Below are 25,205 nucleotides of genomic sequence, written 5' to 3'. Positions count from 1 at the left end.
TCGCCAGCACATGGATGTGCTGTCGAAAAGCCCGGCCTCGACTCACGGACTTGCCGGGCAGGATGCCCGGCAAGCACCAAGCGGGGTGGCCTTCTCTTTTGGTTACTTTTCTCTTGGCCAAGCAAGAGAAAAGTGACTCGCGCGCCGAAGGCGCACGAAAGCTCTTCGCTTCGCCCTGAAAGCATCGCCCGCCAGTGGGCTCCTACCCGGAGGGGCGAGCGCAGCGAGTCATCCAGCGACTGTGGATACCGAAACCGAAGGCACTGGATGACTCGCTTCGCTCGCCCCTTCGGGGCCATCCTTCGGATGTTCTGCGCGCTTCGCGCTTGTCCAGCTTTCGCTGGAATGACGGCAAAGAAAGCGCTTGCACGGGAAACACGAGCGGCGCTCATTCACCACTCCCCGTGGCAGGCAGTGCCGCCAGCGCCTCGCGCATCTGCGGGCTGTTGGCGATCGCGGTGACCTTGGCCACGTACGACGGATCGGTCGCATAGCCGCCGCGGACCAGGGCCCGCGCGAAGCCGGCGACGTTCTCGCCCTGGCCCAGCGCCCTCGCATAGCGCGGGCTGTCGCTGAGCAGGCGGGCGTAGTCGGCGAACGATTCGGCCGGCGAGCCGTAGGCGCGGAACTGGTCGCGCCGGCGCACCGCCACGCCGTTCTCGTATTCCAGCGTGGGCACGCTGACCTTGTCGCCGTCCCAGCCGCCGCCAGCCTTGATGCCGAACAGGTTGAAGCTGCTGCTGCCGTCGCCATGGCTGGGCAGGTGCCGGCCCCAGCCGGTTTCCAGTGCCGCCTGCGCCAGCAGCGCACGCACCGACACGCCGAGTTTCTTCGCCGCCACCTCGGCATGCGGTGCGAGCGCACGCACGAAATTCACCGGATCGCCGCCCGGCAGCAGCTTCGCCGCCGTGCCGGCCATGTCCAGCGCACCCCGCGCCAGGCGATCGAGCGCATCGCCCCACGGCGAGGCGGCGTCGAACGTCGACGGCATCGCCGCGACGCCGCCGGCCGGCGCCGCTTCGCCGCCGGCCGCATCGCCACCGGCGCCCAGTCGCAGCAGCGCACGGACATTGGCGTTGAGCACGTCGGCCGTGGGCACCGGCAGACCCTGCCCCGCCGTGGCGACCGCTTCCGGCTTGCCGCCCAGCTGGCGCACCAGCATCTTCGCGATGCCGAGCCCGTTGCGGCCGTTGGCCAGGCTCAGCGACAGTTGCTGGTCGAACATCTCGCGGTACGAGTCGACCTGCTCGCTGCCGGCGATGTCGCTGCCCATGCCGGCGTTGGCGTCGCGCATCGACTTCAGCATCATCTGGGTGAAGATCGCCTCGAACTGCTTCGCCACGGCCGGCAGCGCGCTCTTGCCGCCATCGCTGCGCGCCTGCGCGCGCAGCTGCTGGAACCCGGACAGTTCGGTCCAGGTATCGAGCGCGGGCGAGGGGCGGTTGATCGGTGCCATGGTGATCCCGTCGCCTAGATCACGACCAGGTCCGCGTGCAGCGCACCGGCCTGCTTCAGCGCCTGCAGGATCGAGATCAGGTCGCTTGGCGTGGCGCCCACCTGGTTCACCGCGCGCACGATGGTGTCCAGGCTCACGCCGGGGCCGAACTTGAACATGTGCGCGCCCTCTTCGCTGACCTGCACGCTGCTGCTGGGCACCACCGCGGTCTGCCCGCGGCCGAACGGCGCCGGCTGGCTGACTTGGGACTGCTCGCTGATGGTGACCTGGATTGCGCCGTGCGCCACCGCGGCGGCGCTGACCCGCACGTCGGAACCGATCACCACGGTGCCGGTGCGCGAGTTCACCACGATGCGCGCCGGGGCATCGCCCGGCTGCACGTCGAGGCTCTCGATCGCGCCCAGCCATGCCACTTTCTGCGCCGGATCCTGCGGCCCGCGCACGGATACCGAGCCGCCGTCGAGCGGCTGCGCGGTGCCGGCGCCGTAGGCCCGGTTGATCGCCGTGGCGATCCGCGTGGCCGTGGTGAAGTCGGCGGTGTTGAGGTTCAGCATCAGGTCGCCGCCGCCGGCGAAAGACGAGGGCACGACGCGCTCCACCGAGGCACCGTTGGGGATGCGCCCGCTGGCGGAGATGTTGACCTGCACGCTGGAGCCGCTCTTGCCCTGCGCGCTGATGCCGCCGACCACCACGCTGCCCTGCGCCACCGCGTAGACGTTGCCGTCGGCGCCGCGCAGCGGCGCCATCAGCAACTGGCCGCCGCGGATGCTCTTGGCGTTGCCGATCGAGGCGACGGTGACGTCGATGGTCTGGCCCGGCTTGGCGAACGGCGGCAGGTCCGCGGTCACCATCACCGCCGCCGCGTTCTTCAGCTGCGGCCGCGCGCTGGCCGGCACGGTGATGCCGAACTGCTGCAGCATGTTCTCCAGGCTCTGCGTGGTGAACGGCGCCTGCGTGGTCTGGTCGCCCGAGCCGTCCAGGCCCACCACCAGGCCGTAGCCGATCAGCTGGTTGCTGCGCACGCCGGCCACCGAGGCGAGGTCGCGGATCTTGTCGGCATGGGCGGGGGCGACAACCAGAACCCCCACGACAAGCAGGAACACACGTAGGAGCCCGCTCGCGGGCGATGCCTTTGCCTTTGACCTTGCCGAATCCCGGCTTTCAACAGACGAATGTCTGGTCATCCCGAATCCCGGCTTCCAACAGACGAATGTCTGGTCATCCCGGAACAAACGCATCGCCCGCGAGCGGGCTCCTACGGTGGAGCGTGGCGATGGGCTCATCAGAACGGCATCCACTTGGAATTGAAGAAGCGCGACAGCCAGCCGCGCGTGTTCGCGTCGGCCAGGGTGCCGCGGCCGGTGTAGCTGATCCGCGCGTCGGCGACGCGGGTGGACGGCACCACGTTGTCCTGGCCGATGTCCTGCGGGCGCACGATGCCGGAGATGCGCACCAGCTCCTGGCCCTGGTTGATGGTCAGCCATTTCTCGCCGCGCACCAGCAGGTTGCCATTGGCCAGGCGCTGCGCCACGGTGACGGTGATCTGCCCGGTGAGCTGGTTGCTCTGCGTGCTGGAACCGGCGCCGTCGAAGCTGCGTTCGCCGTCCAGCCCGATGTTCGCCGCCTTGCCGCCGATCGAAATGCCCTGGCCGAGGATGGTGGGCGAGGCGATCTTCGCCTTGTCGGTCTTGCTGGTGGTGGTGGTGGCCTTCTTGCTGGCTTGGGTGCTTTCCACCAGCGCCACGGTGAGGATGTCGCCCACGCGGTGCGCGCGCGGGTCGGCAAACAGTTCCATGTTCTGCTGGTCGTGGTAGATCGCGCCGTCGGCCTGCCCCGGCGCGATCTGCGCCGCGGGCGGCGGCGTGGGCGCCCATTCGGCATCGTCGTGCGTGCGCGGGCCAGTGGCGCAACCGGCCAGCAAGGTCAGCGCGCACAGCACGAATGGAAAACGGCGATCGAACATCACGACATGCCTCAGGTCTTGTTGGTGAGGAACTGCAGCATCGAGTCGGCGGCGGACACCGCCTTGGAATTCATCTCGTAGGTGCGCTGGGTCTCGATCATGTTGACCATCTGCTCCACCACGTTGACGTTGGAGCTTTCCAGCGCGCCCTGCGCCAGCGTGCCCAGGCCGTTCAGGCCGGGCTGGCCGATCTGCGGCGAGCCGCTGGAGGCGGTTTCCAGGTAGAGGTTGTCGCCGTTCGGCTGCAGGCCGGCGGGGTTGATGAAGTCAGCCAGCTGCACGGTGCCGATCTGCTGCGTCGCGGCCTGGCCCGGCACGCTTACGCTGACGGTGCCGTCGCTGCCGATGGTGATGCTCTGCGCGTTGGCCGGCACGCTGATGGCCGGATCCACCGCGTAGCCGTTGGCGGTGACGATCTGCCCGTTCTGGTCCATGTGCAGCGAGCCGTCGCGGGTATAGGCGATGCTGCCGTCGGGCATCGTCACCTGCAGGAAGCCGCGGCCCTGGATGGCCACGTCCAGCGAGTTGCCGGTCTGCTCGATGTTGCCCTGGGTGAACAGTTTCTCGTTGCCGACCACGCGCACGCCGGTGCCCAGCATCAGGCCGGCCGGCGCCTGGGTCTGCTCGGTGGTCTGCCCGCCGGGCTGGCGCAGGTTCTGGTAGACCAGGTCCTGGAACGAGGCGCGCGCGCTCTTGTAGCCGGTGGTGTTGGCGTTGGCGAGGTTGTTCGAGATCACGTCCATGCGCGTCTGCTGCGCATCGAGGCCGGTCTTGGCTACCCACAGGGATGAAAACATGTCGATGGACTCCGTCTGGACGTCTGGATGGCGAGGCGTGGATCAGGTGACCTGCAGCAACCGCGTGGCCGACTGTGCGTTCTCGTCGGCGCTGTGGATGGCGCGGATCTGCAGTTCGTACTGGCGCGACAGCTGGATCATCTGCACCAGCGTCTGCGAGGGGTTCACGTTGCTGGACTCGAGCACGCCGGACTTCAGGGTGACCGCCGGGTCGGTGTCCGCGGTGACGCCGCCGCTGAGGTGCATCAGCCCGTCGCTGCCCAGCGAGAGCTGGCCGGTAGGCGGGTTGACCAGCTTGATGCGGCCCACCGCGGCGATCGTCTGCGGGCCCTGCCCCATCGGCACCACCGACACCGTGCCATCGGCGCCGATGCTGATCTGCGCGCTCTGCGGCACGCTGATCGGGCCGCCGTCGCCCAGCACCAGGTTGCCGCGGGCGTCGGTGAGCAGGCCGTCGGGGGTCAGCCGCAGCTCGCCGGCGCGGGTATAGCCCTGGCTGCCGTCGGCGCCCTGCACCGCGATCCAGCCCGGCCCCTGCACGGCCACGTCCAGCTCGCGCCCGGTCTCGGTCTGGCCGCCCTCGCGCAGGTCCACGCCCATGCCCTGCGCCACGCCGTTGACCCGCGTGGGCAGGCCCGGGCCCTGCACCGGCAGGGGCTCGAACGCCGACAGCTGCGCCTTGAAGCCGACCGTATCGGCGTTGGCCAGGTTGTGCGCCACCTCCGACTGCGCGCGCATCATCTGCGTGGCGCCGGTCATGGCTACGTAGAGCGAACGATCCATGGAAAACCTCGAATGCTTTAACTCGTCATTCCGGTGCAGGCGGAATCCAGCGTGTTGCCTTGACGTTCTGTCCCGGCTTCCGCCGGGGCGGCTCTTTCACTGGATCCCGGCCTGCGCCGGGATGACCTCACGCGTTCGCGTGAGGTCAATTGCGGATGTTGATAACGGTCTGGGTCAGCTGGTTGTCGACGGAGATCACCTGCGCGTTGGCCTGATAGTTGCGCTGCGCCTTGATCATGTTGACCAGCTGCGCGGTGAGGTCGGCGGAGTTGGAGGCTTCCAGCGCGCCGGCCTGCACGTTGCCGAACGTGCCGCCGCCGGCCGCGCCCATCACCGGCGTGCCGGAGTCGTAGGAGGCCGCCCAGTTGGTGTTGTCCAGCTGGCGCAGGCCCTGCTCGTTGGAGAACTGCGCCAGCGCCAGCTGGCCGAGCGAGGCGGTCTGGCCGTTGGAGTACTTGGCCTGCACCACCCCCTCCCTGGACACGTCGATGCTCGACAGGATGCCGGTCGGGTAGCCGTTCGGATTGATCGCGCTGGCCGCGTAGGTGTTGCCGAACTGGGTCGCCTTGCTCATGTCCAGGGTGAGCTGCATGGGGTTGGCGCCGGGGCTGACCGACACCGCCGGGAAGCTCAGCCTGCCGCTGGCCGGCGCGACCAGTGCGCCGCTGCTGTTGAAGGTCAGCCGCTGCGAGGCGCCGGTCGAGGTGCCGTCGACATACAGGCTCGCGTTCCACACGTTGGCGGCCGGGTCCTTGACGAAATACACGACGCCGCTGTGGGTGGCGCCGAGCGAGTCGTACGCGGTGAACGGCGTGGCCTGGTTGTAGCTCAGCGGATTGTTGAGGGGATCGAACGCGGCAGCCGGCGGGGTGGCGTTGGAGGGCAGGTTCAGCGACATCTGCACCAGATCGGTGGCCTTGGCCGCGTTCTGCGAGGTGACCAGTTGCAGGTCGGTCAGCGTGCTGTTGTCGAAACCGCCGCCGGCCACCGGCGGATAGACCTGCAGCCGCTGGCCGTTGGCGTTCATCACGTATCCGTTCTGGTCCTTCTGGAACGCGCCGGCGCGGGTGTAGGAATAGCCCTTGCCGTCGTGCAGGGTGAAGAACCCGCCGCCGCTGATGGCGAAATCCAGGCTGTTGTTGGTGGTCTCGATGCTGCCGGCGGTGAACTGCTGCGCCACGTTGGTCAGCCGCACGCCGCTGCCGGTCTGGCTGCTGCTGAGGTTGGGGCCGGCGGCGTTGAACAATTCGGCGAATTGCGTGCGCGAGCCCTTGAAGCCGGTGGTGGCGGTGTTGGCGATGTTGTTGGCGGTGACCTCGAGATCCTTCGAGGCGGCGTTGAGACCGCTCAATGCGATATTGAAAGGCATCGGAGTAATTCCTCTGTGTTGAAGCCCCGCGGGGCCATCAGTTGATCTGTGCGACCTGACTCAGCAGGGCCCCGCCAAAACCGTCCACATCCAGATAGGCGCCGTCGCTGCCGGTCATGCCCACGCCGGCGACCTTGCCGCTGACGTAGGTCGCCGCGGCGGCGTTGCCGGCCTGCGCCTTCAGGCCGTAGGTGCCCGGCGCCAGCGCGCTGCCGTTATCGCCGATGCCGTCCCAGTGGAACGCCACCAGCCCCGATGCGGGCGTGCCCAGGTTCAAGGTGCGCAGCACGTTGCCGGCCGCATCGGTGATCTGCACCAGCACCGTGCCGCCGCCGTCGGGGACGTTCACTGCGCCGTCCAGGCCGCCGGCCTGCAGGCGGCCAGCCGCCGAGGGCACGGTGACGCCGCGGCCGACCAGGCCGCTGGCCTGAAGCAGCTGGTTGCCCTGCAGCGACTTGCTCAGGCTGTCGAACGAGGCTTGCAGCGCCTGCGTGGCCGAGACCTGGCTGATCTGCGCCAGCTGGCTGACCATCTGCGACGAATCCGCCGGCTTGGTCGGGTCCTGGTTGCGCATCTGCTGCACCAGCAGGCTCAGGAAATCGGCCTGGCCGAGGGTCTTCTCCTTGCCCAGGCTGGCCGCCTGGGCGGCGCTCGCGCCCACGCCGGAAACATTCATGTCGCTCATGCCATGCACCTCACGGATTCATGCCTCATTTGCCGAGATCCAGCGTTTTCTGCATCAGCTGGCGCGTCGAATTCATCACCTCGACGTTGTTCTGGTACGAACGCGAAGCCGAGATCATGTTGACCAGCTCGTCGACCGGGTTGACGTTGCTGCTGTAGACGTAGCCGTCGGCGTCGGCCAGCGGATTGCCCGGCTCGTAGCGGCTCGGTATGGCGGCCTGGCTCTCGGTGACGCCGAGCACCTGCACGCCCTCGCCCGGCGCGTCGCCGCCGCCGGCCAGCCGGTTCTGCACGGCCGAGAACAACGGCTCGCGGGCGCGGTAGGCCGCCTCGGGCGTGCCGGCCACGCTGTCGGCGTTGGCCAGGTTGCTGGCCACCGTGTTCAGCCGCAGCGATTGCGCAGCCATGCCGGAGCCGGCCACGTTGAATACGGAAAAGAGCGACATCAGCCCTGCCCTCCGGTGATGGCGGTGCGCAGCATGCGGATCTGCGCGGTGATGAAGGAAAGGCTGGCCTGGTAGTGCACGCCGTTGGCGGCAAAGGCAGCCTGCTCGGCCTGCGCATCGACGGTATTGCCGTCCATGCTCGGCTGGGTCGGCACGCGATAGGCGAGCCCGTCCGCCGCCTGCCCCGCCGAACCGATCTGGCGGGAGTCGGTCGTCTGCAGCGGCAGGCCGTCGGGACGGCCGCCGGCGGCGGCCAGCACCTTGCGGAAGTCGATGTCGCGGGCGAGATAGCCCGGCGTATCGGCATTGGCCAGGTTGTTGGCAAGCACCTCGGTACGGCGCTGCCACAGATCCAGCGCCTGGGTGTGGATGCCGAACAGGTTGTCAGGGGTCAGGCTCATCGCTTCGCTCCGCGCGCAGTTGCCGCACGAAAGCTGGCAGCAAATTGCATGCCACCACCTGAAAACCGTTGCCGTGACTGGGCCGGCGGGGCAACCGACGCGGCGCTGCGGGGATCGCGCCGGCGAAAAGACGGTTTGTTGACGCTGCCCGGCGCGCGCTGCGCGGCGGTCAGTCCGCCGGCGCCGGCTCCGGTTCCGGCAGCAGCTCCAGCACGGCCTGCGCCAGCAGGTCCGGCTGGAACTTGGCGACGAAGCGGTCGGCCTTGACCTCCTTCACCATCGCCTCGTTGAAGATGCCGCTGAGCGAGCTGTGCAGCACCACCTTGAGCCGGCGCAGGCTGGGCGCCTCGCGGATCGCGCGGGTCAGCGCATAGCCGTCCAGGCGCGGCATCTCGATGTCGGAGACCACCAGCCGCACCCCGTCGGCCGGATCGCCGGCGGCCAGCTCCTGCAGGCGGTCGAGCGCCTCGCGGCCGTCCTTCGCCACCACGCACTCGATGTCCATCTGCTTGAACAGGCTGACCAGCCGGCGGCGCGCGATCAGCGAATCGTCCGCCACCAGCACGCGCCGCGGCGCCAGCGAGCGTGCGCCGGCGACGCGCTGCATCTGCTCGGACAGCTCGGCCGGCGCGGCGTCGATGCTGGCCAGCACATGCTCCACATCCACCACCGCCAGCAGCAGGCCATCGACCCGGGTCACCGCATTCACCCGCGCGCCGAAGCCCAGCGCGCTGGGCGGCGCCACCAGCGCGTCGCCTTCGCATTGCACCATGCGCTGCAGGTCGGCCACCAGGAATCCCTGCATCGAGCGGCTGAACTCGGTGACCATCAGGTGTGCCGACTCCACGTCGCGCAGCGGCGCATAGCCGAGCGCGGCAGCCAGGTCGATCACCGGGATGGTCTGACCGCGATAGTCGCAGCTGCCCGCCAGCAGCGCGTGCACGCCCGGCATGCGCTCCAGCAGCGGGCGGCGCATCACTTCGCGCACCTTGAACACGTTGATGCCGAACAGCTGCTCGTCGCCCAGCCGGAACAGCAGCATCGCCACCCGGTTGTGGCCGGCCAGCCGGGTATGTCGTTCCACCTTTTCCAGCAGCGTGCCGCCCATGCGGGCTCCTCGATGGCGTACCGCGCGCAGCGGCCCTACGCGCAGGCTATCGGCCGCGATGCGATGCGCTTGAGTGCCGCTGCCGGCCAGCATCGCCCGACCGGGGTGGCATGCGACTTGCTTCCTCAAGTTTCGAGGATTCCTGACGATGCAGCTCCTGCATTCCCGCGCCATAACAAAGGTGATGTCCACCCCATGAGCTTGATCTGGAACCGGCACCTCGCCGCCCTGGTGGAGGCCGCTGCCGCCGGCAACGAAGCACAGGTTGCCGTGCTGCGGCGCAAGTACCCGCGCGCGGCACGGACGTTGGCGCCGTTGCTGGCCCGCGTCGCCGGTCGGCCGCCAGCAGCGGCGGCGTTGCAGACCGTGGAGCAGCAAAGCCTGGTGCTGGGTGCGGTGCAGCAGCTGTCGCGCGAGCAGGCGGCCCTGGAGAAGGCGGCGATCGACAGCCGCGGCAGCGTCGATCGCTTGACGGATGGCAGCGCCGGTATCTCGACGGCCCTGCACCAGGTCGGCGCCGACCTGGACCAGGCCAGCCAGGCCGGGCTGGCCGGCACCGGCACCGTCAGCGAGCTCGACGGGCAACTGCGGCTGCTGCGCAGCGCGCTGGCGGCGATGAGCCGCAACCAGAGCAAGCTGGCCGAGCAGGTGGCGCAGATCCGCAAGCTCACCGGCGTGGTGCAGGAGATCGCCCACCAGACCAACCTGGTGGCGCTGAACGCGGCGATCGAGGCCGCGCGCGCGGGCGAGGCGGGCCGCGGCTTTGCCGTGGTCGCCGACGAGGTCAAGCAGCTGGCGGAGAAAACCACGCTCACCACCACCGAAATCGAAGCCGTCACCGGCTCGATCGGCGACTTCTCGCTGCAGCTGAACGGCGACGTGCAGCATGGCCTGCAGCAGCTGGAACGGGCGCAGGCCGGCGTCGGCCAATCCGGCGCGATCCTGGACCGGGGCGGCACGGCGTTGCGCACGGCCAGCGAGCGCATCCGCAAGCTGCAGCAGGGCCACGATACGCAACATGCGCGCGCCACCGCGGCCCAGGCTGCGCTCGGCGCGCTGCAGCGCCGCGGCAGCGAGGCGCGGCGCCAATCCGAATCGCTGCACCGCGCCGCGCTGCTGGCCCATCGGCTGGCGCTGGACTGGCTCGAAGGCATCAGCGGCAACGACCCGGCCAGCCTCAGCCTGACCGTGCGCGAGGCAGCGCTGAACCTGCGCCAGGCGGCGGAACTGGCCCTGCTCGAACCCGGCGCGCTGGACCGGCGCTGGTTCGATACCCACGCGATCCATCGCAGCATCGGCCGGCTGGCCTCGCTGCACCAGGGCAAGCCGGCCAGCGCCGCCCTGGCCGAGGCCGGCGAGCAGTTGCGTGAGCAGGGCAGCCGCTTCGTCACGCTGCTGTGCGACGGCCAGCTCGACCAGGCCACGCGGTTGTCGCAACAGCTCGAATCCGGCCGCGAAGCCCTGCTCGGGCAACTCGGCGCCCTGCTGGCGGACGCATGAGCGACTGCCGGACCGCCATCCGCCTGCTCTGGCTCGGCGCGCTGTGGTTCGGCGGCGCCCACGCCGCCGCCACCACGCAATCGCCCGACAGCGTGCGCGCCGCGGCCGAACAGGCCGTACGCGCGCACTACGCGCTGCCGGGCAGCCGGATCGTCGTCACCGCGGCGCCGCTCGATCCGCGCCTGCAACTGGCCGCCTGCGCCGAGCCGCTGCGGGCGATCGTCGCCGGCCATGCCGAGGCCGCGCCGCGCATGACGGTACCGGTGCAGTGCCCGCAGCCCGGCGGCTGGATCGTGCGCGTGCCGCTGCAACTGCAGTTGTTCCGCACCGTGCTGGTGACCAACCGCCCGCTGCTGCGCGGCGACGGCCTGGGCGCCGCCGACGTGCACGCCGAGGAGCGCGACGTCACCCGGCTCGGCTACGGCTACCTCGAAAACCTCGACCAGGTGGCCGGCCGCACCCTCAACCGCGCCGTGGCCAGCGGCAGCGTGCTCACCCCCGGTGCGCTCGGCGGACGGCGCATGGTGCGCGCCGGCGACCATGTGCAGATGGTGGCCAGGCTCGGCGGCATCGAGGTGCGCGTGGATGGCGTGGCGCTGGGCAGCGGCGACAACGGCGCCCGCCTGCGGGTGCGCAACGAAAGCTCGGGCAAGGTGGTCGACGCGATGGTCAGCGCCCCCGGCGAGGTGCTCGCGCTGCCATGAGCCGGCCGCTGCCGGACGCCGACACCGCTATAGTCCTTGCCATCCTAAAGTTTCCGCGAATCCGGCCGATCCTTCGGTTACAGGGCCACATCCCAGCGAGAACGGACGCATGAACACGACCATTTCCAACAACGGCCTGCCGAAATTCCCGCAGGCCGCCAATAGCCCGGGCAACGGTCCGGCGACGCCGGCGGGAGCACCGGCGGCTCCCGGCGTACCCGCCGCCAAGGTCGACGATCAGCTCAAGCTGACCGATTCGGCCCTGGCGCTGCAGCAGGCCGCGCGGACGAACGACAGCGCCGCGATCGATCCGCAGCGGGTGGAGCGGGTGCGCCAGGCGCTGGCCGACGGCAGCTACAAGATCGACGCCGGACGCATCGCCGACCGCATGATCTCGCTGGAACAGCAGCTCGGCGGCACGGGCAAGGCATGAACCGGCCGCTGCAGCATGAACTCAACGACGCGCTGGCGGCCGTGCTGGGCGACATGCGGCAGACCGTCGACCGTCTCGTGCATGTGCTCGAAGCCGAGCGTGGCGCACTGGACGGCGGCGACAGCGCGGCGCTGGACCAGGCCGGCGCGCACAAGCAGGCCATCCTGCTGCAACTCGAGCAGCTCGACGCCGAGCGCCGGCAACTGGCGCGCGAACTGCCCGCTGCGAACTCCGCGCTGGAGCCGGCCTGGGCCGGCATCGTGCAGTCGCTGCGCCTCTGCCAGCAGCTCAACCAGCGCAACGGCAAGGCGGTCAACCAGCGGCTGAACCTGGTACGCCAGGCGCTGGCGGTGCTGACCGGACATGCCGGCGAAGGCGGACTCTACGGCCGCACCGGGGAACTTCACGCGAGCCTGCGTTCGCACGCATTGGCCTCGGCATGACACGGCAATGAGCAAGACCGCCGCCGCCTGCCTGTGCAGACGGTCCTCCTACTGACTGCGAAGCGGGCCACGGCATGCTTCAGCGTTAATCGCGACGACTGACTGACCATGAGCATATCCAACGCCTCCCACTCCTCCGCTGCCGCCACCGCCCCCGCTCCCGGCGCGCAAGGCTACGAGGGCGCAAGCGCCGCGCCGCTGCCGGTGCTGCGCGTGCCGATGCTCGACCGCGAACACCAGCTGTTCGCCTACGAGATCGTGTTCCACCGCGAAGCCGGCGACGAGCACACCCTGCTGCAGAACGTGCTGGCGACCATCACCGATGGCGCATTGACCCGGCTGGTACGCGGCAACCGCGCCTTCCTCAACCTGCCGTCCGAATTGCTGCCGGAAGACTCCGACGTGCTGTTGCACCAGCCGCGCCTGGGCGTGGTGCTGCAGCCGTACGCGGCAACCGACGCGCCGCTGATGAAGCGCCTGCAGCAGATGGCGCAGCGCGGCTGCCAGTTCGTGCTCGATGCGTCCGATATCGACCCGGAAAGCACGTTGCCGCTCGAAACGCTGCTGCACATGGTGCAGATAGTGCGGCTGGACGCCAGCCGGCTTTCGCCGGAGTGCCTGAAGGAACGCGCCGAGCGCCTGTACGCGCGGGGCATCCGCGTGATCGCCGGCCAGGTCAACGATCACCAGACCTACGAGCGCTGCCTGGAACTGCCGCTGCAGGCGATCCAGGGGCGCTACCTGCTGGTGCCGCAACCGGTGGCGGTGCCCGTGCTCACCGCCAACCGGCTGAGCATGCTGCGGCTGATGCGGGTGCTGCAGGAAAGCAACCCGGGACCGGTGGAGCTGGGCAACATCATCCGCGACGACGCGGTGCTCAGCTACAAGCTGCTCAGCTGCGTCAACTCGGCCTACTTCGCGCTGCCGCGGCAGCTGAAGTCGGTGCAGCAGGCGGCGATCTTCTTCGGCGTCACGCGCATGCGCAACTGGATCGACACGATGGCGATGTGCGGCATGGACGATCGCCCGCCTGAGCTGCTGCGCGCCGCGCTGATCCGCGCCCACATGTGCGAGAAGCTGGCCGACGGCATGCCGCCCGGCCATGCGGAGATGGCCTTCACCGTCGGCCTGTTCTCGCTGCTGGACACGCTGATGTGCGCGCCGATGGAATTCCTGCTGACCCATCTGCGGCTGGTGCCGGAGATCAGCGACGCACTGACCGGCCGCGGCGGGCCGTTCGCGCCGCTGCTGCAGCAGATCCTCGCCTGGGAAGCCGGCGAGCTGACCAGCGAGCATGTCATGCCACAGCGCATCCAGCGGATGGCCGCGATCTACCTGGGCGCCACGCAGTGGGCCGACCAGGTCTACGCCAACGCCAGCGGGAAGGCGGGCGCCGAGTAACGGCCGCGCGTCGCCGTTCCCCGCGCACCCGCCAGCGCCGGCTCAGCGCCCGCGCCGCAGCCGCCACCCGGTGACCGCTGCGCCGCACGCCGCCAGCGCCAGCCATACGCACGCAGCCCATGCGTCGTCGCCCAGCCACAACACGCCGGCCACGATGCCCACGACCAGGGCACCCAGGCCCAGCGCGAGCCATCCGTCGGGTCGATGGCGCTGCGTGGCGAGCAGCAGGAAGGCACCCAGCGAGGCCAGCAGCACGGCGAGGATCTGCCGGACCCACACGAACTCCGGGGGCACCGGCAGGTCCGGGAAGACGTCCAGCACCGGCACGTCGCCGACCTGCACCATGTAGCCCTTGCCGTCGGCGGCATCGGTCGCCGCCACCAGCCGGTCGCCGTCCAGGCGGCCGACGACGGTCAATTGCTGCAGCGGCACGGCCGACCAGCTCACCCGCACGTCGCCGAGCCGCGGATCGCCCGGCCGCGCACTGGTCACCAGGTAATCCTGGTAGCGACTGAAGCTGGCCGCGAGGTTTTCCGGCAGGGCCGCCGCATCCGGCTCGACCCGCTGCGTGCCGGGCAGCGCATGCAACAACACCGGATCGAGCTTGAAGCCGCCCAGTCGCACCAGGCCGGCGTCGAACTGCCTGCCGCCGATCGGGAAGCTCTGCGGGTTCGCGTGCCCCTTCGGATCCTCGAAACGGCTGGCATCGACCAGCCGATCGACCCAGTCCAGCTCGTAGTGCACGTTGCCGCCGAAGCGCACCTCGCGCCACTGGAACATCTCCACCTGGCGCACCAGCACCGGCGTGTCCACGCGCTGGTTGAACTCCGGGTCGTGCGGCGCTTCCACCACTTTCGGCGTGCCGACCACGCGCACCATGCGGCCGTGCCGGCCGGCCGGCGAATGCGCGTCCGCACCGAGGTCGATCACCTCGCCGCCATGCTGGCTGGCCACCGCGCGGTAGTGGAGCAGGCCGCGCGCGGTCATCGCCGCCAGCCCGATGCCGGCGAGCACCAGCAACGTGCCGACGACGTTCAGCCCCAGGCCGCGCATGGCTCTTCCCCTGCGTCCGCTCATCAGGCCGCTCCCGCCAGGCCCGACGGCGGCATGCCGCGCAGGACGCGCTGCTCGTCGGCGGTGCCGAAGCGGCCGCGCTCGTCGCGCGTCACCCGCGCCAGCGCGCAATCGTGGTCGTGGGTGAAGAACAACCGCACGCCGCGCGCCAGCTTGTCTTCCAGGAACACGCGCTTCTCGTCGATCAGCTTCTCCGGCCAGCGGTCGTAGCCCATGGTGATCGGCAGGTGCACCCAGAAGCGGCCCGGGATCAGGTCGGCGCAGAACACCACGCCGCCGACTTCGGCCAGCATCAGGCCCGGCGTGTGGCCGTCCGAAAAGAAGAAGCGCACCGACTCGCCCAGCGTCCGCGAATGTTCGCCCTCGATCAGCTCCAGCCGGCCGCTCGCTTCCAGCAACGGCTGCAGTTCCGGCACGAACGAGGCGCGGTCGCGCGGGTGCGGCTGCAGCGCACGACGCCAGTGCTCCGCACCCACCACGAATTGCGCGTTCGGGAACAGCAGCCGCGGCGGCTGGCCCTCCTCCCATGCCGCCAGCAGACCGCCGGCATGGTCGAAGTGCAGGTGCGACAGCACCACCACGTCGATGTCCTCGTGGGAAAGCCCTACCTCGGCCAGCGAATCCAGCAGCACGTGCCGTGACTCGACCACGCCGTAGCGCTCGCGCAGCGCCGGCTCGAAGAACGCGCCGATGCCCGTCTCGAACAGCACGTTGCGCCCGCCCAGATCCTTCACCAGCAAACAGCGGCAGGCCAGCGGAATCCGGTTCTCGGCATCCGGCGCGATCCAGCGCGACCACAGCGCTTTGGGAGCGTTGCCGAACATGGCGCCGCCGTCCAGTTGCTGCGAGTTGCCGAGCAGGGACCAGAGTTCCATCTCAGATACCTCGCGTTGCCGACGGATTCACCGGGAGCGAATCCGGACGCCGCAGGCGGCCCCGCGCAGCGCGCGGGGTGAGGCCCACGGATGGGCCGAACCACATCGCACCGCCGTCCAACTGCTGCGAATTGCCGAGAAGCGAGAACAGTTCCATGGCGTGACCTTTACTGCACCTTGCCCAGCCCGGACGGCCGGCGCGGGTCGCTGGCGGCATCCAGCGTGTTGGCCTTGCGGTCCCAGGTCACCACGTTCATGAAGCCCCACGACTCGCGCGGCTTGAGCGTGTAGCCCATCTTGGTCAGCGCATCGCCGGTGGCGGCGTCGAAGCTGCCCTCTTCCACGTTCACCACGTCCGGCAGGTACTGGTGATGGAAGCGCTTGTGCGCGGCGATCTGCTGCGCGCTCTCGCCGTCGATGAAGTGCAGGATGCCTTCCAGCACCTGGGTGATGATCGTCGAGCCGCCGGGCGAGCCGATCACCGCGGTGCGGTCGGCGCCGATCACGATGCTGGGCGACATCGACGACAGCATGCGCTTGCCCGGCGCCGGCGCGTTCGCCGTGCTGCCGAGCAGGCCGTACACGTTGGGCTTGTTCGGCACCAGCGCGAAGTCGTCCATCTCGTCGTTCAGCAGCACGCCGGTGCCCGCGGCAACGAAGCCGGAACCCATCGTGTAGTTCACCGTGGAGGTCACCGCGGCCATGTTGCCGTCGGCGTCGATGATGGAGAAATGGGTGGTGTGCATGCCCGGCTCGGGCGCCTCGGCGCGCGGCAGCATCGACGACGGCGTGGCCTTGTCAGGCAGGATGCCCTGGCGCAGGCCGGCGGCGTAGTGCGGCGACAGCAGCATGTCCAGCGGCATCTGCACGAAATCCGGATCGCCCAGGTAATCGTTGTGGTCGCGGAACGCGCGGCGCATCGCCTCGACGATGTAGTGCACGCGCGTGGCGGCATCCATCTTCGTCAGGTCGTAGCCGGACAGGATGTTGAGGATCTCGGCGATCGCCACGCCGCCGGACGACGGCGGCGGTGCGGTGACGATCTTGTAGCCGCGATAGTCCACGCTGATCGGCGTGCGCTCCTTGGCCTGGTAGCCCGCCAGGTCGGCCAGCGTCCAGTTGCCGCCGGCCGCGCGCACCGCATCGACCAGCTTCTTCGCCGTCTCGCCGCGGTAGAAACCGTCGTGGCCGTGCGCGGCCAGTTGCTCCAGCGTGCGCGCCTGGTCCGGATCGCGCCAGATCGCGCCCTCTGCCGGCGGCTTGCCGCCCGGCAGGTACTTGGCGGCCGAGGCGGGCCAGCGCTCGAGATCCTTCTGCGTGCCGGCAATCGCGCCGCGCAGGCGCTCGTCCGGCTTGAAGCCGTCGCGGGCGATGCGGATCGCCGGCGCAAGCGACTGCGCGAGCGGCAGGCGCCCGTAGCGACTGGACAGCAGCACCAGCCCGGCCGGCTGGCCGGGGATGCCGGCCGACAGCGGCCCGCGCAACGCGGTATCGCGGTTAGGGCTGCCGTCCGGGTTGAGGTAATCCTTGGGATTCACCGCGGCCGGCGCGGTCTCGCGCGCGTCGATGAAGATGTTGCGGCCGTCCTTCGCCCGGTGCAGCACGGCCATGAAGCCACCGCCGGTGCCGGAACTCTCCGGCTCCACGATCGACAGCGTGGCCGCCACCGCCACCGCCGCGTCGAACGCATTGCCGCCCTTGGCCAGCACTTCGAGGCCGGCTTCGGTGGCATGGAAATTCGCGCTGGCGACGGCCGCATGGCCAGGACGCGGTGACGCGGCGTGGGCTGCCGCGGCCGGAGCCGTCTTCGGCGCACCGTCGGCGGCGAACGCGCTGCCGCCGACCAGCAGCAGGCTCAGCGACAAAACGCCCGACAACGGCCGGCGCCAGTTCACGGAAAACCTCATGCCGCGGACTCCTTCGCCATCAGCTGGCGGTATTTGAGTTCAAGCTGCTCGGGCGATTCGGCGTGATCGGGGTCGCCGATGATGCATTCGACCGGGCACACCGCCACGCACTGAGGTTCGTCATGATGACCGACGCACTCGGTGCACAATGCCGGATCGATCACGTAAAACTCCTCGCCCAGCGAAATCGCCTTGTTTGGGCAGGCCGGCTCGCAGACGTCGCAGTTGACGCAGGTATCGAGGATTTTCAGGGACATGGGAGCAAGCGAGGAGTGAATGAAGAGGAGTGAGAAGCGAGAGAGGGCAAGAACTCGCCGCACACCCGGCTTTCTCTCACTCCTCACTCATCAACTACTCACTCCTGTTTCTTACATCGCGACGAAGCGGACCGTGGCGCCGGTGGGCTTCAGCACGTCGTCCACGCGCTGCTGGTCGGCCGGGGCGCCGATGAACAGGACGATCACGTCCTTGAACGAGCCGGGCTTGGCATCCTTGAACGCCGCGATGACCAGGTCGGCCGTCTTCGCCGAATCCTGGCCGGCGAACACCAGCATGTTGCCCGGCAGCACGCCGCGCGCCACGGCATCCTGCACGTTCGACAACTGGCGGCCGCGGCCGGCCACGGCCTCCTCGGAATCGCCCGCCGGCACCAGGTACGGGTACGGACGGTCGGCCTTCATGCCCTGCATGTTGTTCTGCACGATCTGGCCGAAGTAGGCGTTCCACGCCTTGCTGTCGTTCGGATCGGTCGGCTTGGTCGCCTGCTGGCTGGCCTGCTGGCCGGCCTGCTCGGCGGCTTGATGCTTGCCGCAGGCGCTCAGGGCGAGGCTGGCAGTCAGTGCGACGGCAGCAATGAGAGCGAACTTACGCATGGTTATCACCTTCCGTTTCGGGTTGCTTGTTGGAGCCGGTCCGGCCCTTCTGCCAGCGCTGCCGCATGGCCTGTTGTACCGCCGGATGCACGAAACCGGAGATATCGCCGCCTAGACGGCCGATCTCGCGCACCAGCGAGGAGGAGATGAAGCTGTATTGCTCGGCCGGCGTCAGGAACAGCGTCTCGGCCTGCGGGATCAGGTGCCGGTTCATGCTGGCCAGCTGGAACTCGTATTCGAAATCGGACACCGCGCGCAGGCCGCGGATGATCACGCCCGCGCCGATCTGCTGGATGAAGGTGGCCAGCAGGCAGTCGAAACCGCGCACCTCCACATTCGGCAGGTCGGCCAGCGCCAGCCGCGCCAGGGTGATCCGCTCGGCCATGCTGAAACCCGGGCCCTTGCTGGAGCTGTCGGCCACCGCCACCACCACGCGGTCGAACAACGGCGCCGCGCGTGCCACCAGATCGGTGTGGCCGTTGGTGATCGGATCGAAGGTGCCCGGGTAGACGGCCAGGCGCGGGTTGCCCAAAGCTTTGCTCACAGGTGGGGACACAGCAGCTGAATTGACCCTAGCTTAACGGAAGGCGCGCCGATAGAGCGCAAAACGCACCTCGCCGGCGTGGCCTTCGCGATGCAACCGCCAGGACGGCGGCAAGGCCGGCACGTGGTCGCGTGGCGACTCCACATAGATCCACGCCTGCGCAGCCAGCCAGCCGCCCTGCTCCAGCTGCCCGGCCAGCGCCGGCCACAGGTCCAGCGCGAACGGGGGGTCGAAGAAGGCCAGGTCGTACGGTTGCGCCGTGCCCTGCAGGAACAGCCCCGCATCCAGCTCCGCCACCTGGCCGCCCGGGGCCTTGAGCCGCGCCAGGTTCGCGCGCAGCGCCTGCGCCGCGCGGGCGTCGCGTTCCACGAACTGCACGCCGGCGGCGCCGCGCGACAGCGCCTCGATGCCGAGCGCGCCGGTGCCGGCGCACAGGTCCAGGCAGCGCGCGCCGTCGAGCACCGGCGCCAGCCAGTTGAACAGGGTCTCGCGCACCCGCTCGGGCGTCGGCCGCAGGCCCGGAAGATCCGGCACCTCCAGCCGTGAATTGCGCAGGCTGCCGCCGATGATGCGGACCCGCCCCGGCCCGGCCTTGCGCCCGCCGTTCATGCCGCCGCGCCCTCAGCGGGCGGTACAGGTTGGAGTGTTAGCATGCCGCCCATTGTCTTTGAATCGCCGCCGCAATGCTCAAGTTCTGGAAGAAAAAGCCCACCGAAAAGGATGCCGGGCAGCCTGCCGCAAAGGCCCCGGCGGCCGATGCCGTCGCGCCCGAAGGGGACGAGGCGACGCTGCACGAGGCGCTGGCGGAAATCCCCGCGCCCGCCGATACCCGGCCCGGCCACGAACGCTTCGTGGCGCCGGCCGGGGAACCCGCCGCGGCACCGGCCCCAGCCAGGCGCAGCTGGCGCGAGCGGCTCGCCGGCAATGCGTTCTCGCGCGGCCTCGGCGCGCTGTTCATGCGCCACCCGAAGCTCGACGACGACCTGCTCGACGAGCTGGAAACCACCCTGATCACCGCCGACGTCGGCATCGAGGCCAGCACCGAGCTGGTCGAGAACCTGCGCAGGCGCATGCACCGGCGCGAGTTCGCCGACGCGCAGGCGCTGCTGGCCGCGCTGCGCCAGGCGCTGGTCGCCCTGCTCAAGCCGGTCGAGCAACCGCTGGAGGTGCGCGGCAAACAGCCGTTCGTGGTGCTGGTGGTCGGCATCAACGGCGCCGGCAAGACCACCACGATCGGCAAACTGGCCCGCCGCTGGCGCGACGAACGGCGCGCGGTGATGTTGGCCGCCGGCGACACCTTCCGCGCCGCCGCGGTCGAGCAGCTGAAGACCTGGGGCGAGCGCAACCAGGTGCCGGTGATCTCGCAGGGCCAGGACGCCGACGCCGCCAGCGTGATCTTCGACGCGCTGCAGGCGGCACGCTCGCGCGGCACCGACGTGCTGGTCGCCGACACCGCCGGCCGATTGCACACCCAGGGCGGCCTGATGGACGAGCTGGGCAAGATCGCCCGCGTGCTGAAGAAACTCGACGCCGACGCGCCGCACGAGGTGCTGATGGTGATCGACGGCACCACCGGCCAGAACGCGGTCAGCCAGGTGCGCCAGTTCCGCCAGATCGTCGGCGTCACCGGCCTGGTGGTGACCAAGCTCGACGGCACCGCCAAGGGCGGCGTGGTGTTCGCGCTGGCGCGCGAATTCGGCCTGCCGATCCGCTTCGTCGGCCTGGGCGAGAGCGCCACCGACTTGCGCGTGTTCGAAGCCGAGGCGTTCGTCGACGGCCTGCTCCCGGCCAGCCTCGGCGGCGAGGCGCCGGGCCATGACTGAACCGCGCTGGCGAGGCTGAGCGGATGTCGCGCCGCCTGCGGTTGACCTTGCTGCTCCTTGGCGGCCTCGCGCTGGCGGCGGTGCTGGCCGCGGTGGTCGCGGTCTACCTGCTGCTGCAACCCGAGCGCTTCACCCGCATGCTGCAGACCCAGGCGCGCAGCGCGGGGCTCGAATTGAACCTGTCCAGCCCGGCCAGCCCCACCCTGTTCCCGCGCCCGGCGCTGGACCTGAACGGCATCACGCTCAACGCCGCGGGCGCCAGCGCGCCGATCCTGCTGGCCGCGCGCGGCCAGCTCGTGCTGCCCTGGCATACCCTGTTCGGCGGCCCCACGGTGATCTCGCAACTGCAGATCGACTCGCCACGGGTCGACCTCGACGCACTGCAGGAATGGCTAGCCGCGCTGCCCTCGCACCCCGTGGGCTCGCCGCCGAACATCCCGCGCATCGATACCGGCGTCGACATCAACCACGGCAGCGTGGTGCGCGGCAACGCCGTGCTGCTCGACAACGTCTCGCTCGAAGCCGGCCGGCTGATCTCCGGCCAGCCGTTCCCGCTCAACCTGTCCGCCACCACCGCGGCGCACACGCCGCTGCAGTTGCGGCTGTCCGCCACGCCGCGCATCGAAGGCAGCACGCTGCAACTGGACAACGTCAGCCTGCACCTGGCCCAAGGCGGCACGACCACGCTGACGCTCGCCGGCAATGCGCGTTGGCACGGCGCCGCCGATGCCGCCGCCAACCTCGCCGGCCGGCTCGACCAGGCCAAGGCCGGCCAATACGACATCTCGCTGCGGCTGACCCCGGCCAACCAGAACGACCCGCTGCTGCTCGCGCTGAAGCTCGACGGCCCCGCCAACCACGCCGACCTGCACCTGCCGCCGCTGGCGCTGGCCCATTGGTGGAGCCAGCTGAGCGATCCGCAAGGGCCGCAGCTGAGCATGCCGTCGGGCAACGGCCACGCGGAAATCGCCCGGGTCGACGTGGGCAGCGTCGCCATCGAAGGCCTGACCATCCGTGCCGGCGATGCCGCACCGGCGCCCGCCGGCACCACGGCGAAACCCGCCACCGGCAAACAGCCATGAGTGCAACCCTGGCCCCCCGCCTGCTGCGCTGGTTCGACCGGCACGGCCGCAAGAGCCTGCCCTGGCAACACGCATTCGACGACGGCCGGCGCGACGCCTATCGCGTGTGGTTGTCCGAGGTGATGCTGCAGCAGACCCAGGTGGCCACCGTGGTCGGCTACTTCGAGCGCTTCGTCGCCGCGCTGCCCACGCTGCGCGCGCTCGCCGCCGCCGACGAGGACACCGTGCTGGCGCTGTGGTCCGGCCTCGGCTACTACCGCCGCGCGCGCTTCCTGCACCGCGCCGCGCAACTCTGCGTGGAACGCCACGGTGGCGAACTGCCGCGCGACTTCGACGCGCTCGCCGCGCTGCCCGGCATCGGCCGCTCCACCGCCGGCGCGATCCTGGCGCAGGCGCACGGCCTGCGCTTTCCCATCCTCGACGGCAACGTCAAGCGCGTGCTGGCGCGCTACCATGGCATCCACGGCCATCCCGGCGAAAGCGCGGTGGAGAAGCAGCTGTGGCAGCACGCCGAGGCACATACCCCGGCCACACGCGTCGCCGACTACACCCAGGCGATCATGGATCTCGGTGCAACGCTATGTACGCGCTCGCGCCCGCGCTGCGAGGACTGTCCGCTGGCCACCGGTTGCATTGCCCGTCGCGACGGCCTCACCGCGCAACTGCCCGGCCGCAAGCCGGCGAAATCCATTCCCGCCCGCGCCACCGTGATGCTGATCCTGCGTGACCGCCAGGGCCGCGTGCTGCTGGAACGGCGCGGCCCGCAAGGCGTGTGGTCCGGCCTGTGGAGCCTGCCCGAGGCGGCCGATCCGGACGGTGCCTGGCGCGTCGCGCAGCAGCATGCGCGGATCGACGACGCCCGGGCGCTCGCCTCGTTCACCCACGTGTTCAGCCACTACCGCTTGAATATCGAGCCGCTGCTGTTCGACCGCGCGACAGCGCAGCACCGCATCGCCGATAATCCGCAGTCGCGCTGGTGCAGCGCCGACGAACTGGCCGCATTGGGGCTACCCGCCCCGGTCCGCACCCTGCTCCAGAGCATCCTGTAGGAGCGCACCCTGTGCGCGATGCTTTGATGTCGATCGGAGCGAAGAGCATCGCGCACAGGGTGCGCTCCAACCGATACCCGTGAAGCCCCGAGGAAACCCCATGACCCGTACCGTCCACTGCGCCAAGCTCGGCATCGACGCCGAAGGCCTCGACTTCGCCCCCTGGCCCGGCCCGCTCGGCCAGCGCATCTACGCCGGGATATCCAGGTCCGCCTGGCAGCAATGGCTGGCCCACCAGACCACGCTGATCAACGAATACCGGCTCAATCCGCTCGACCCGAAGGCGCGCAAATACCTCGGCGAACAGATGGAAAAATTCCTGTTCGGCGGCGACGTCGACCAGGCCGCCGGCTTCACCCCGCCCGACCCGGAGTCTTGACGAAAAGCCGTGCATTCGGTCTAATGCGCGGCTCCACGCATCGTCGACGGCCCCGTGGCTGTTACCGATCGCCAGCTTCCCGGCCGGGTAGCTCAGTTGGTAGAGCAGGGGATTGAAAATCCCCGTGTCGGCGGTTCGATTCCGTCCCCGGCCACCATTTTTGTTGGTATATCAAAGACTTAGCCCACTCTTCGAAATTGCGAAAAGTGGGCTTTTCTTTCGTGGGTTACGTTTGGGTAACGGCCAGCGCGAGGAATTGGCGGTTTTATTTGGCTCGACGAATAAACTCCCCTGCTCGACGAAAGCTCGACGAATGGGGGGAGCCATGCAAGCGGGCGTTCGGACACTTGCCAACGATGCGTTTAGACATCCATTTCGTGGTTTCCGTCAGAAAACCCTGACACCCTTCATCACCCTACCCTGATGGGCTACAGGCTACACCGCGGGCACACTGTCCGTGTCTGGGAAGTCTGGGCGCCGTGGAGGCCTCCACATCAAGGATGACCGACGCACCAGACCACGCCACCTCTTCATGGGGTGGCGTTTTCGATTCAAGCTTCTGTTCACGCCCGTTACCCGCTATATGCTGACGGGGTTGGGGGTCTAACTACCAGGAGCGCCGCCTTGATTCCAGGAATTCACGATCTATCCAAAGCTCAATTTGCGGATGCGTTGGGAAGAGTTACATCACATTCCAGACCAATCGACAAGGTGAGTCACCTCAAAGGTCGGGAAACACAAGTCAGCGCCGTCGAACAAGCAATCTATGCAGCGGGACGGCATGTTTTCATTTTTGGAGAGCGTGGTGTTGGAAAGACATCACTTGCAAAAACAGCTGGTCGTGCGGTGGTGGAAACCGATAATTTCAAACAGTTTGGCTGTGCCACGGACACGACATTCGACGCTCTGATGAGGCAGGTCATCCAAGAATTTGCACCACGGCAACTCGCAGCGGTCCAAAAGTCCAGAAGCTTAGGCTTTGACAAAATCATCAAGCTCGGCTCAGGTCGGCAAGAGTCATATGTTGCACAGGATGAAATTACGGTCTCTTGGGCCGCGAACGTCTTAGCGTGCCTGGATGATGACGGTCGCAACACCATCCGCGTGGTTGTCATTGACGAAGTGGATCGGCTTGCATCCGTCGAAACACGTCGAAACTTTGCAGAACTCGTCAAACTTCTGGGGGATCGAGGAGCCCTCATTACATTTGTTTTCACAGGTGTCGGAACTGACTTAGAATCTATTCTTGGCTCGCACCCATCATCGTTTCGACAGTTCACCCAGGTGAAGTTGGAACGCATTGAGTATCAGCCTGCACTCGATATCGTTGACGATGCATTGTTGCGCTTTGGCTTGAGTTGGGAACTGGAACCCACACGAACCGCACGGTTTCGTATTGCAAGCATCGCCAATGGATTTCCTTACTACGTGCACCTGCTGGTCGAAAAGCTCATGTATGCCGTCTACCATGACCGTGACGCCACAGAAATTACGTTGGAGCATTTGCAACAAGCCATCACCACGGCGGTTGAGGAAGCGCAAGTAGAAATTCGCAAGTCCTATGATCTTGCCACCCGTGGTCGGAGCGACACCTACAAGTTGGCAACGTGGGCTACAGCAGATTCATGGGACTTGGAACGCACAACCAGTCAGATTTTTCGATCCTATATCGCACTGAGCGAAAAACTTGATGCTCCAAGCATCGTGCAAAAACAGCTTCTCCAATTGCTGGCAGCGTTGAAGCGTCCGAAATACGGCCCCATCCTCTCCAAGGGCTTTCGTCAAGGCCAGTATCAATTTTCGGAGAACATCGTCCGTGGCTATGTGCGTCTGTGCGCATCGGCTGAAGGCATTGAACTACAAGACTTGTGTCCTAGTATGTCCACTCCCGTCGCACATGCGCATGCGAAACAAAGGCGTTACATCGACCCACGTCGGTTGGGCGGTGAGCCCTCAACATTGAGGCGCTGACATCGTAGCGTGCCGTTCCCGACGGCGTATACGAGCATTGCACTGGAAAGTCCGGGCACATCAATGATGATCGGACACCTCACAAGTAACCATATCTCGTCTCCTGCGACGAACTTGTGGGAGCCTCTTTAGAGAGTTGGT

General features: G+C 68.4%; 27 protein-coding genes and 1 tRNA gene. 11 read left to right on the top strand and 17 right to left on the bottom strand.

Annotated features, from left to right (window positions below; translation table 11 throughout):
- Window positions 1-388: 388 nt before the first annotated feature.
- From flgJ to RHOFW104R8_RS01750, 10 genes are all read right to left on the bottom strand, one after another.
- Window positions 389-1,456, bottom strand: a complete 1,068-nt coding sequence (flgJ, locus tag RHOFW104R8_RS01795) for a flagellar assembly peptidoglycan hydrolase FlgJ (protein ID WP_068096563.1) — start codon at window positions 1,454-1,456, stop codon at window positions 389-391.
- A gap of 14 nt (window positions 1,457-1,470) precedes the next feature.
- On the bottom strand, window positions 1,471-2,544 hold the full coding sequence (locus RHOFW104R8_RS01790) for a flagellar basal body P-ring protein FlgI (protein ID WP_068096663.1): 1,074 nt from the start codon (window positions 2,542-2,544) through the stop codon (window positions 1,471-1,473).
- A 194-nt stretch (window positions 2,545-2,738) separates the two neighbouring features.
- Complete coding sequence (flgH, locus tag RHOFW104R8_RS01785; protein ID WP_027484478.1) at window positions 2,739-3,419, bottom strand: flagellar basal body L-ring protein FlgH; 681 nt, start codon at window positions 3,417-3,419, stop codon at window positions 2,739-2,741.
- Window positions 3,420-3,430: 11 nt separating this feature from the next.
- Window positions 3,431-4,216, bottom strand: a complete 786-nt coding sequence (flgG, locus tag RHOFW104R8_RS01780; protein WP_068096564.1) for a flagellar basal-body rod protein FlgG — start codon at window positions 4,214-4,216, stop codon at window positions 3,431-3,433.
- Window positions 4,217-4,258: 42 nt separating this feature from the next.
- The gene (flgF, locus tag RHOFW104R8_RS01775; protein WP_082823484.1) at window positions 4,259-4,999 is read right to left on the bottom strand and encodes a flagellar basal-body rod protein FlgF; all 741 of its coding nucleotides are present in this window, start codon (window positions 4,997-4,999) and stop codon (window positions 4,259-4,261) included.
- A gap of 145 nt (window positions 5,000-5,144) precedes the next feature.
- The gene (gene flgE / locus RHOFW104R8_RS01770; protein WP_068096567.1) at window positions 5,145-6,368 is read right to left on the bottom strand and encodes a flagellar hook protein FlgE; all 1,224 of its coding nucleotides are present in this window, start codon (window positions 6,366-6,368) and stop codon (window positions 5,145-5,147) included.
- A gap of 37 nt (window positions 6,369-6,405) precedes the next feature.
- The gene (locus tag RHOFW104R8_RS01765; RefSeq protein WP_068096569.1) at window positions 6,406-7,053 is read right to left on the bottom strand and encodes a flagellar hook assembly protein FlgD; all 648 of its coding nucleotides are present in this window, start codon (window positions 7,051-7,053) and stop codon (window positions 6,406-6,408) included.
- A 25-nt stretch (window positions 7,054-7,078) separates the two neighbouring features.
- Window positions 7,079-7,498: a flagellar basal body rod protein FlgC gene (gene flgC / locus RHOFW104R8_RS01760; protein WP_068096571.1), complete on the bottom strand. Its 420-nt coding sequence runs from the start codon at window positions 7,496-7,498 to the stop codon at window positions 7,079-7,081.
- Window positions 7,498-7,899: a flagellar basal body rod protein FlgB gene (gene flgB / locus RHOFW104R8_RS01755; protein ID WP_068096573.1), complete on the bottom strand. Its 402-nt coding sequence runs from the start codon at window positions 7,897-7,899 to the stop codon at window positions 7,498-7,500. The genes flgC and flgB overlap by 1 nt, the downstream gene beginning before the upstream one ends.
- 169 nt (window positions 7,900-8,068) lie before the next feature.
- Entirely contained in the window at window positions 8,069-9,007 is a 939-nt protein-coding gene (locus RHOFW104R8_RS01750; RefSeq protein WP_068096575.1) for a chemotaxis protein, read from the bottom strand.
- Between the two features lie 195 nt (window positions 9,008-9,202).
- Here RHOFW104R8_RS01750 and RHOFW104R8_RS01745 point away from each other — a divergent pair, with 195 nt between their 5' ends.
- From RHOFW104R8_RS01745 to RHOFW104R8_RS01725, 5 genes are all read left to right on the top strand, one after another.
- Complete coding sequence (locus RHOFW104R8_RS01745) at window positions 9,203-10,507, top strand: methyl-accepting chemotaxis protein (RefSeq protein ID WP_068096577.1); 1,305 nt, start codon at window positions 9,203-9,205, stop codon at window positions 10,505-10,507.
- Entirely contained in the window at window positions 10,504-11,211 is a 708-nt protein-coding gene (gene flgA / locus RHOFW104R8_RS01740) for a flagellar basal body P-ring formation chaperone FlgA (protein WP_082823483.1), read from the top strand. The genes RHOFW104R8_RS01745 and flgA overlap by 4 nt, the downstream gene beginning before the upstream one ends.
- Window positions 11,212-11,320: 109 nt before the next feature.
- Complete coding sequence (gene flgM, locus RHOFW104R8_RS01735) at window positions 11,321-11,644, top strand: flagellar biosynthesis anti-sigma factor FlgM (protein WP_068096579.1); 324 nt, start codon at window positions 11,321-11,323, stop codon at window positions 11,642-11,644.
- Window positions 11,641-12,087 carry a flagella synthesis protein FlgN gene (locus RHOFW104R8_RS01730; protein WP_068096580.1) on the top strand — a complete coding sequence of 149 codons (447 nt, stop codon included), beginning with the start codon at window positions 11,641-11,643 and terminating at the stop codon, window positions 12,085-12,087. Before flgM ends, RHOFW104R8_RS01730 begins: the two co-directional genes overlap by 4 nt.
- A 108-nt stretch (window positions 12,088-12,195) precedes the next feature.
- On the top strand, window positions 12,196-13,488 hold the full coding sequence (locus RHOFW104R8_RS01725) for an EAL and HDOD domain-containing protein (protein WP_068096581.1): 1,293 nt from the start codon (window positions 12,196-12,198) through the stop codon (window positions 13,486-13,488).
- 42 nt (window positions 13,489-13,530) lie between these two features.
- On the opposite strand, the gene RHOFW104R8_RS01720 is transcribed toward RHOFW104R8_RS01725, so the two are convergent.
- From RHOFW104R8_RS01720 to rsmD, 7 genes are all read right to left on the bottom strand, one after another.
- Window positions 13,531-14,565 (bottom strand): TMEM43 family protein, encoded by a 1,035-nt coding sequence (locus tag RHOFW104R8_RS01720; RefSeq protein ID WP_068096582.1) that lies wholly within the window; start codon window positions 14,563-14,565, stop codon window positions 13,531-13,533.
- On the bottom strand, window positions 14,565-15,437 hold the full coding sequence (locus RHOFW104R8_RS01715; protein ID WP_068096584.1) for an MBL fold metallo-hydrolase: 873 nt from the start codon (window positions 15,435-15,437) through the stop codon (window positions 14,565-14,567). Before RHOFW104R8_RS01715 ends, RHOFW104R8_RS01720 begins: the two co-directional genes overlap by 1 nt.
- A 167-nt stretch (window positions 15,438-15,604) precedes the next feature.
- A complete protein-coding gene (gene ggt / locus RHOFW104R8_RS01710; RefSeq protein WP_068096586.1) occupies window positions 15,605-17,344 on the bottom strand; it encodes a gamma-glutamyltransferase in 1,740 nt (579 codons plus the stop codon).
- Window positions 17,341-17,601, bottom strand: coding sequence for a YfhL family 4Fe-4S dicluster ferredoxin (locus tag RHOFW104R8_RS01705; protein WP_068096588.1), 261 nt, complete (start codon window positions 17,599-17,601; stop codon window positions 17,341-17,343). Before RHOFW104R8_RS01705 ends, ggt begins: the two co-directional genes overlap by 4 nt.
- Before the next feature lie 111 nt (window positions 17,602-17,712).
- Window positions 17,713-18,216: a hypothetical protein gene (locus tag RHOFW104R8_RS01700; RefSeq protein ID WP_068096591.1), complete on the bottom strand. Its 504-nt coding sequence runs from the start codon at window positions 18,214-18,216 to the stop codon at window positions 17,713-17,715.
- Entirely contained in the window at window positions 18,209-18,760 is a 552-nt protein-coding gene (gene coaD / locus RHOFW104R8_RS01695) for a pantetheine-phosphate adenylyltransferase (RefSeq protein WP_235604223.1), read from the bottom strand. The genes RHOFW104R8_RS01700 and coaD overlap by 8 nt, the downstream gene beginning before the upstream one ends.
- A 33-nt stretch (window positions 18,761-18,793) precedes the next feature.
- On the bottom strand, window positions 18,794-19,369 hold the full coding sequence (gene rsmD / locus RHOFW104R8_RS01690; protein WP_068096594.1) for a 16S rRNA (guanine(966)-N(2))-methyltransferase RsmD: 576 nt from the start codon (window positions 19,367-19,369) through the stop codon (window positions 18,794-18,796).
- 74 nt (window positions 19,370-19,443) lie between these two features.
- Here rsmD and ftsY point away from each other — a divergent pair, with 74 nt between their 5' ends.
- From ftsY to RHOFW104R8_RS16830, 6 genes are all read left to right on the top strand, one after another.
- Window positions 19,444-20,583: a signal recognition particle-docking protein FtsY gene (gene ftsY, locus RHOFW104R8_RS01685; protein ID WP_068096596.1), complete on the top strand. Its 1,140-nt coding sequence runs from the start codon at window positions 19,444-19,446 to the stop codon at window positions 20,581-20,583.
- A 23-nt stretch (window positions 20,584-20,606) separates the two neighbouring features.
- Window positions 20,607-21,665: an AsmA family protein gene (locus tag RHOFW104R8_RS01680; protein WP_068096601.1), complete on the top strand. Its 1,059-nt coding sequence runs from the start codon at window positions 20,607-20,609 to the stop codon at window positions 21,663-21,665.
- Complete coding sequence (gene mutY, locus RHOFW104R8_RS01675) at window positions 21,662-22,714, top strand: A/G-specific adenine glycosylase (protein WP_068096603.1); 1,053 nt, start codon at window positions 21,662-21,664, stop codon at window positions 22,712-22,714. The genes RHOFW104R8_RS01680 and mutY overlap by 4 nt, the downstream gene beginning before the upstream one ends.
- Window positions 22,715-22,814: 100 nt before the next feature.
- Entirely contained in the window at window positions 22,815-23,093 is a 279-nt protein-coding gene (locus RHOFW104R8_RS01670; protein ID WP_068096604.1) for an oxidative damage protection protein, read from the top strand.
- A gap of 81 nt (window positions 23,094-23,174) precedes the next feature.
- Window positions 23,175-23,250, top strand: a tRNA-Phe gene (locus RHOFW104R8_RS01665).
- A gap of 467 nt (window positions 23,251-23,717) precedes the next feature.
- Window positions 23,718-25,064, top strand: a complete 1,347-nt coding sequence (locus tag RHOFW104R8_RS16830) for an AAA family ATPase (protein WP_161487731.1) — start codon at window positions 23,718-23,720, stop codon at window positions 25,062-25,064.
- Window positions 25,065-25,205: the final 141 nt, after the last annotated feature.

Origin of the sequence: Rhodanobacter sp. FW104-R8 (assembly GCF_001617365.1) — a bacterium.
Classification (GTDB): Bacteria; Pseudomonadota; Gammaproteobacteria; order Xanthomonadales; family Rhodanobacteraceae; genus Rhodanobacter.
Note: the sequence above shows the minus strand (reverse complement) of the source record. Positions and strands in the feature narration are given on the sequence as shown.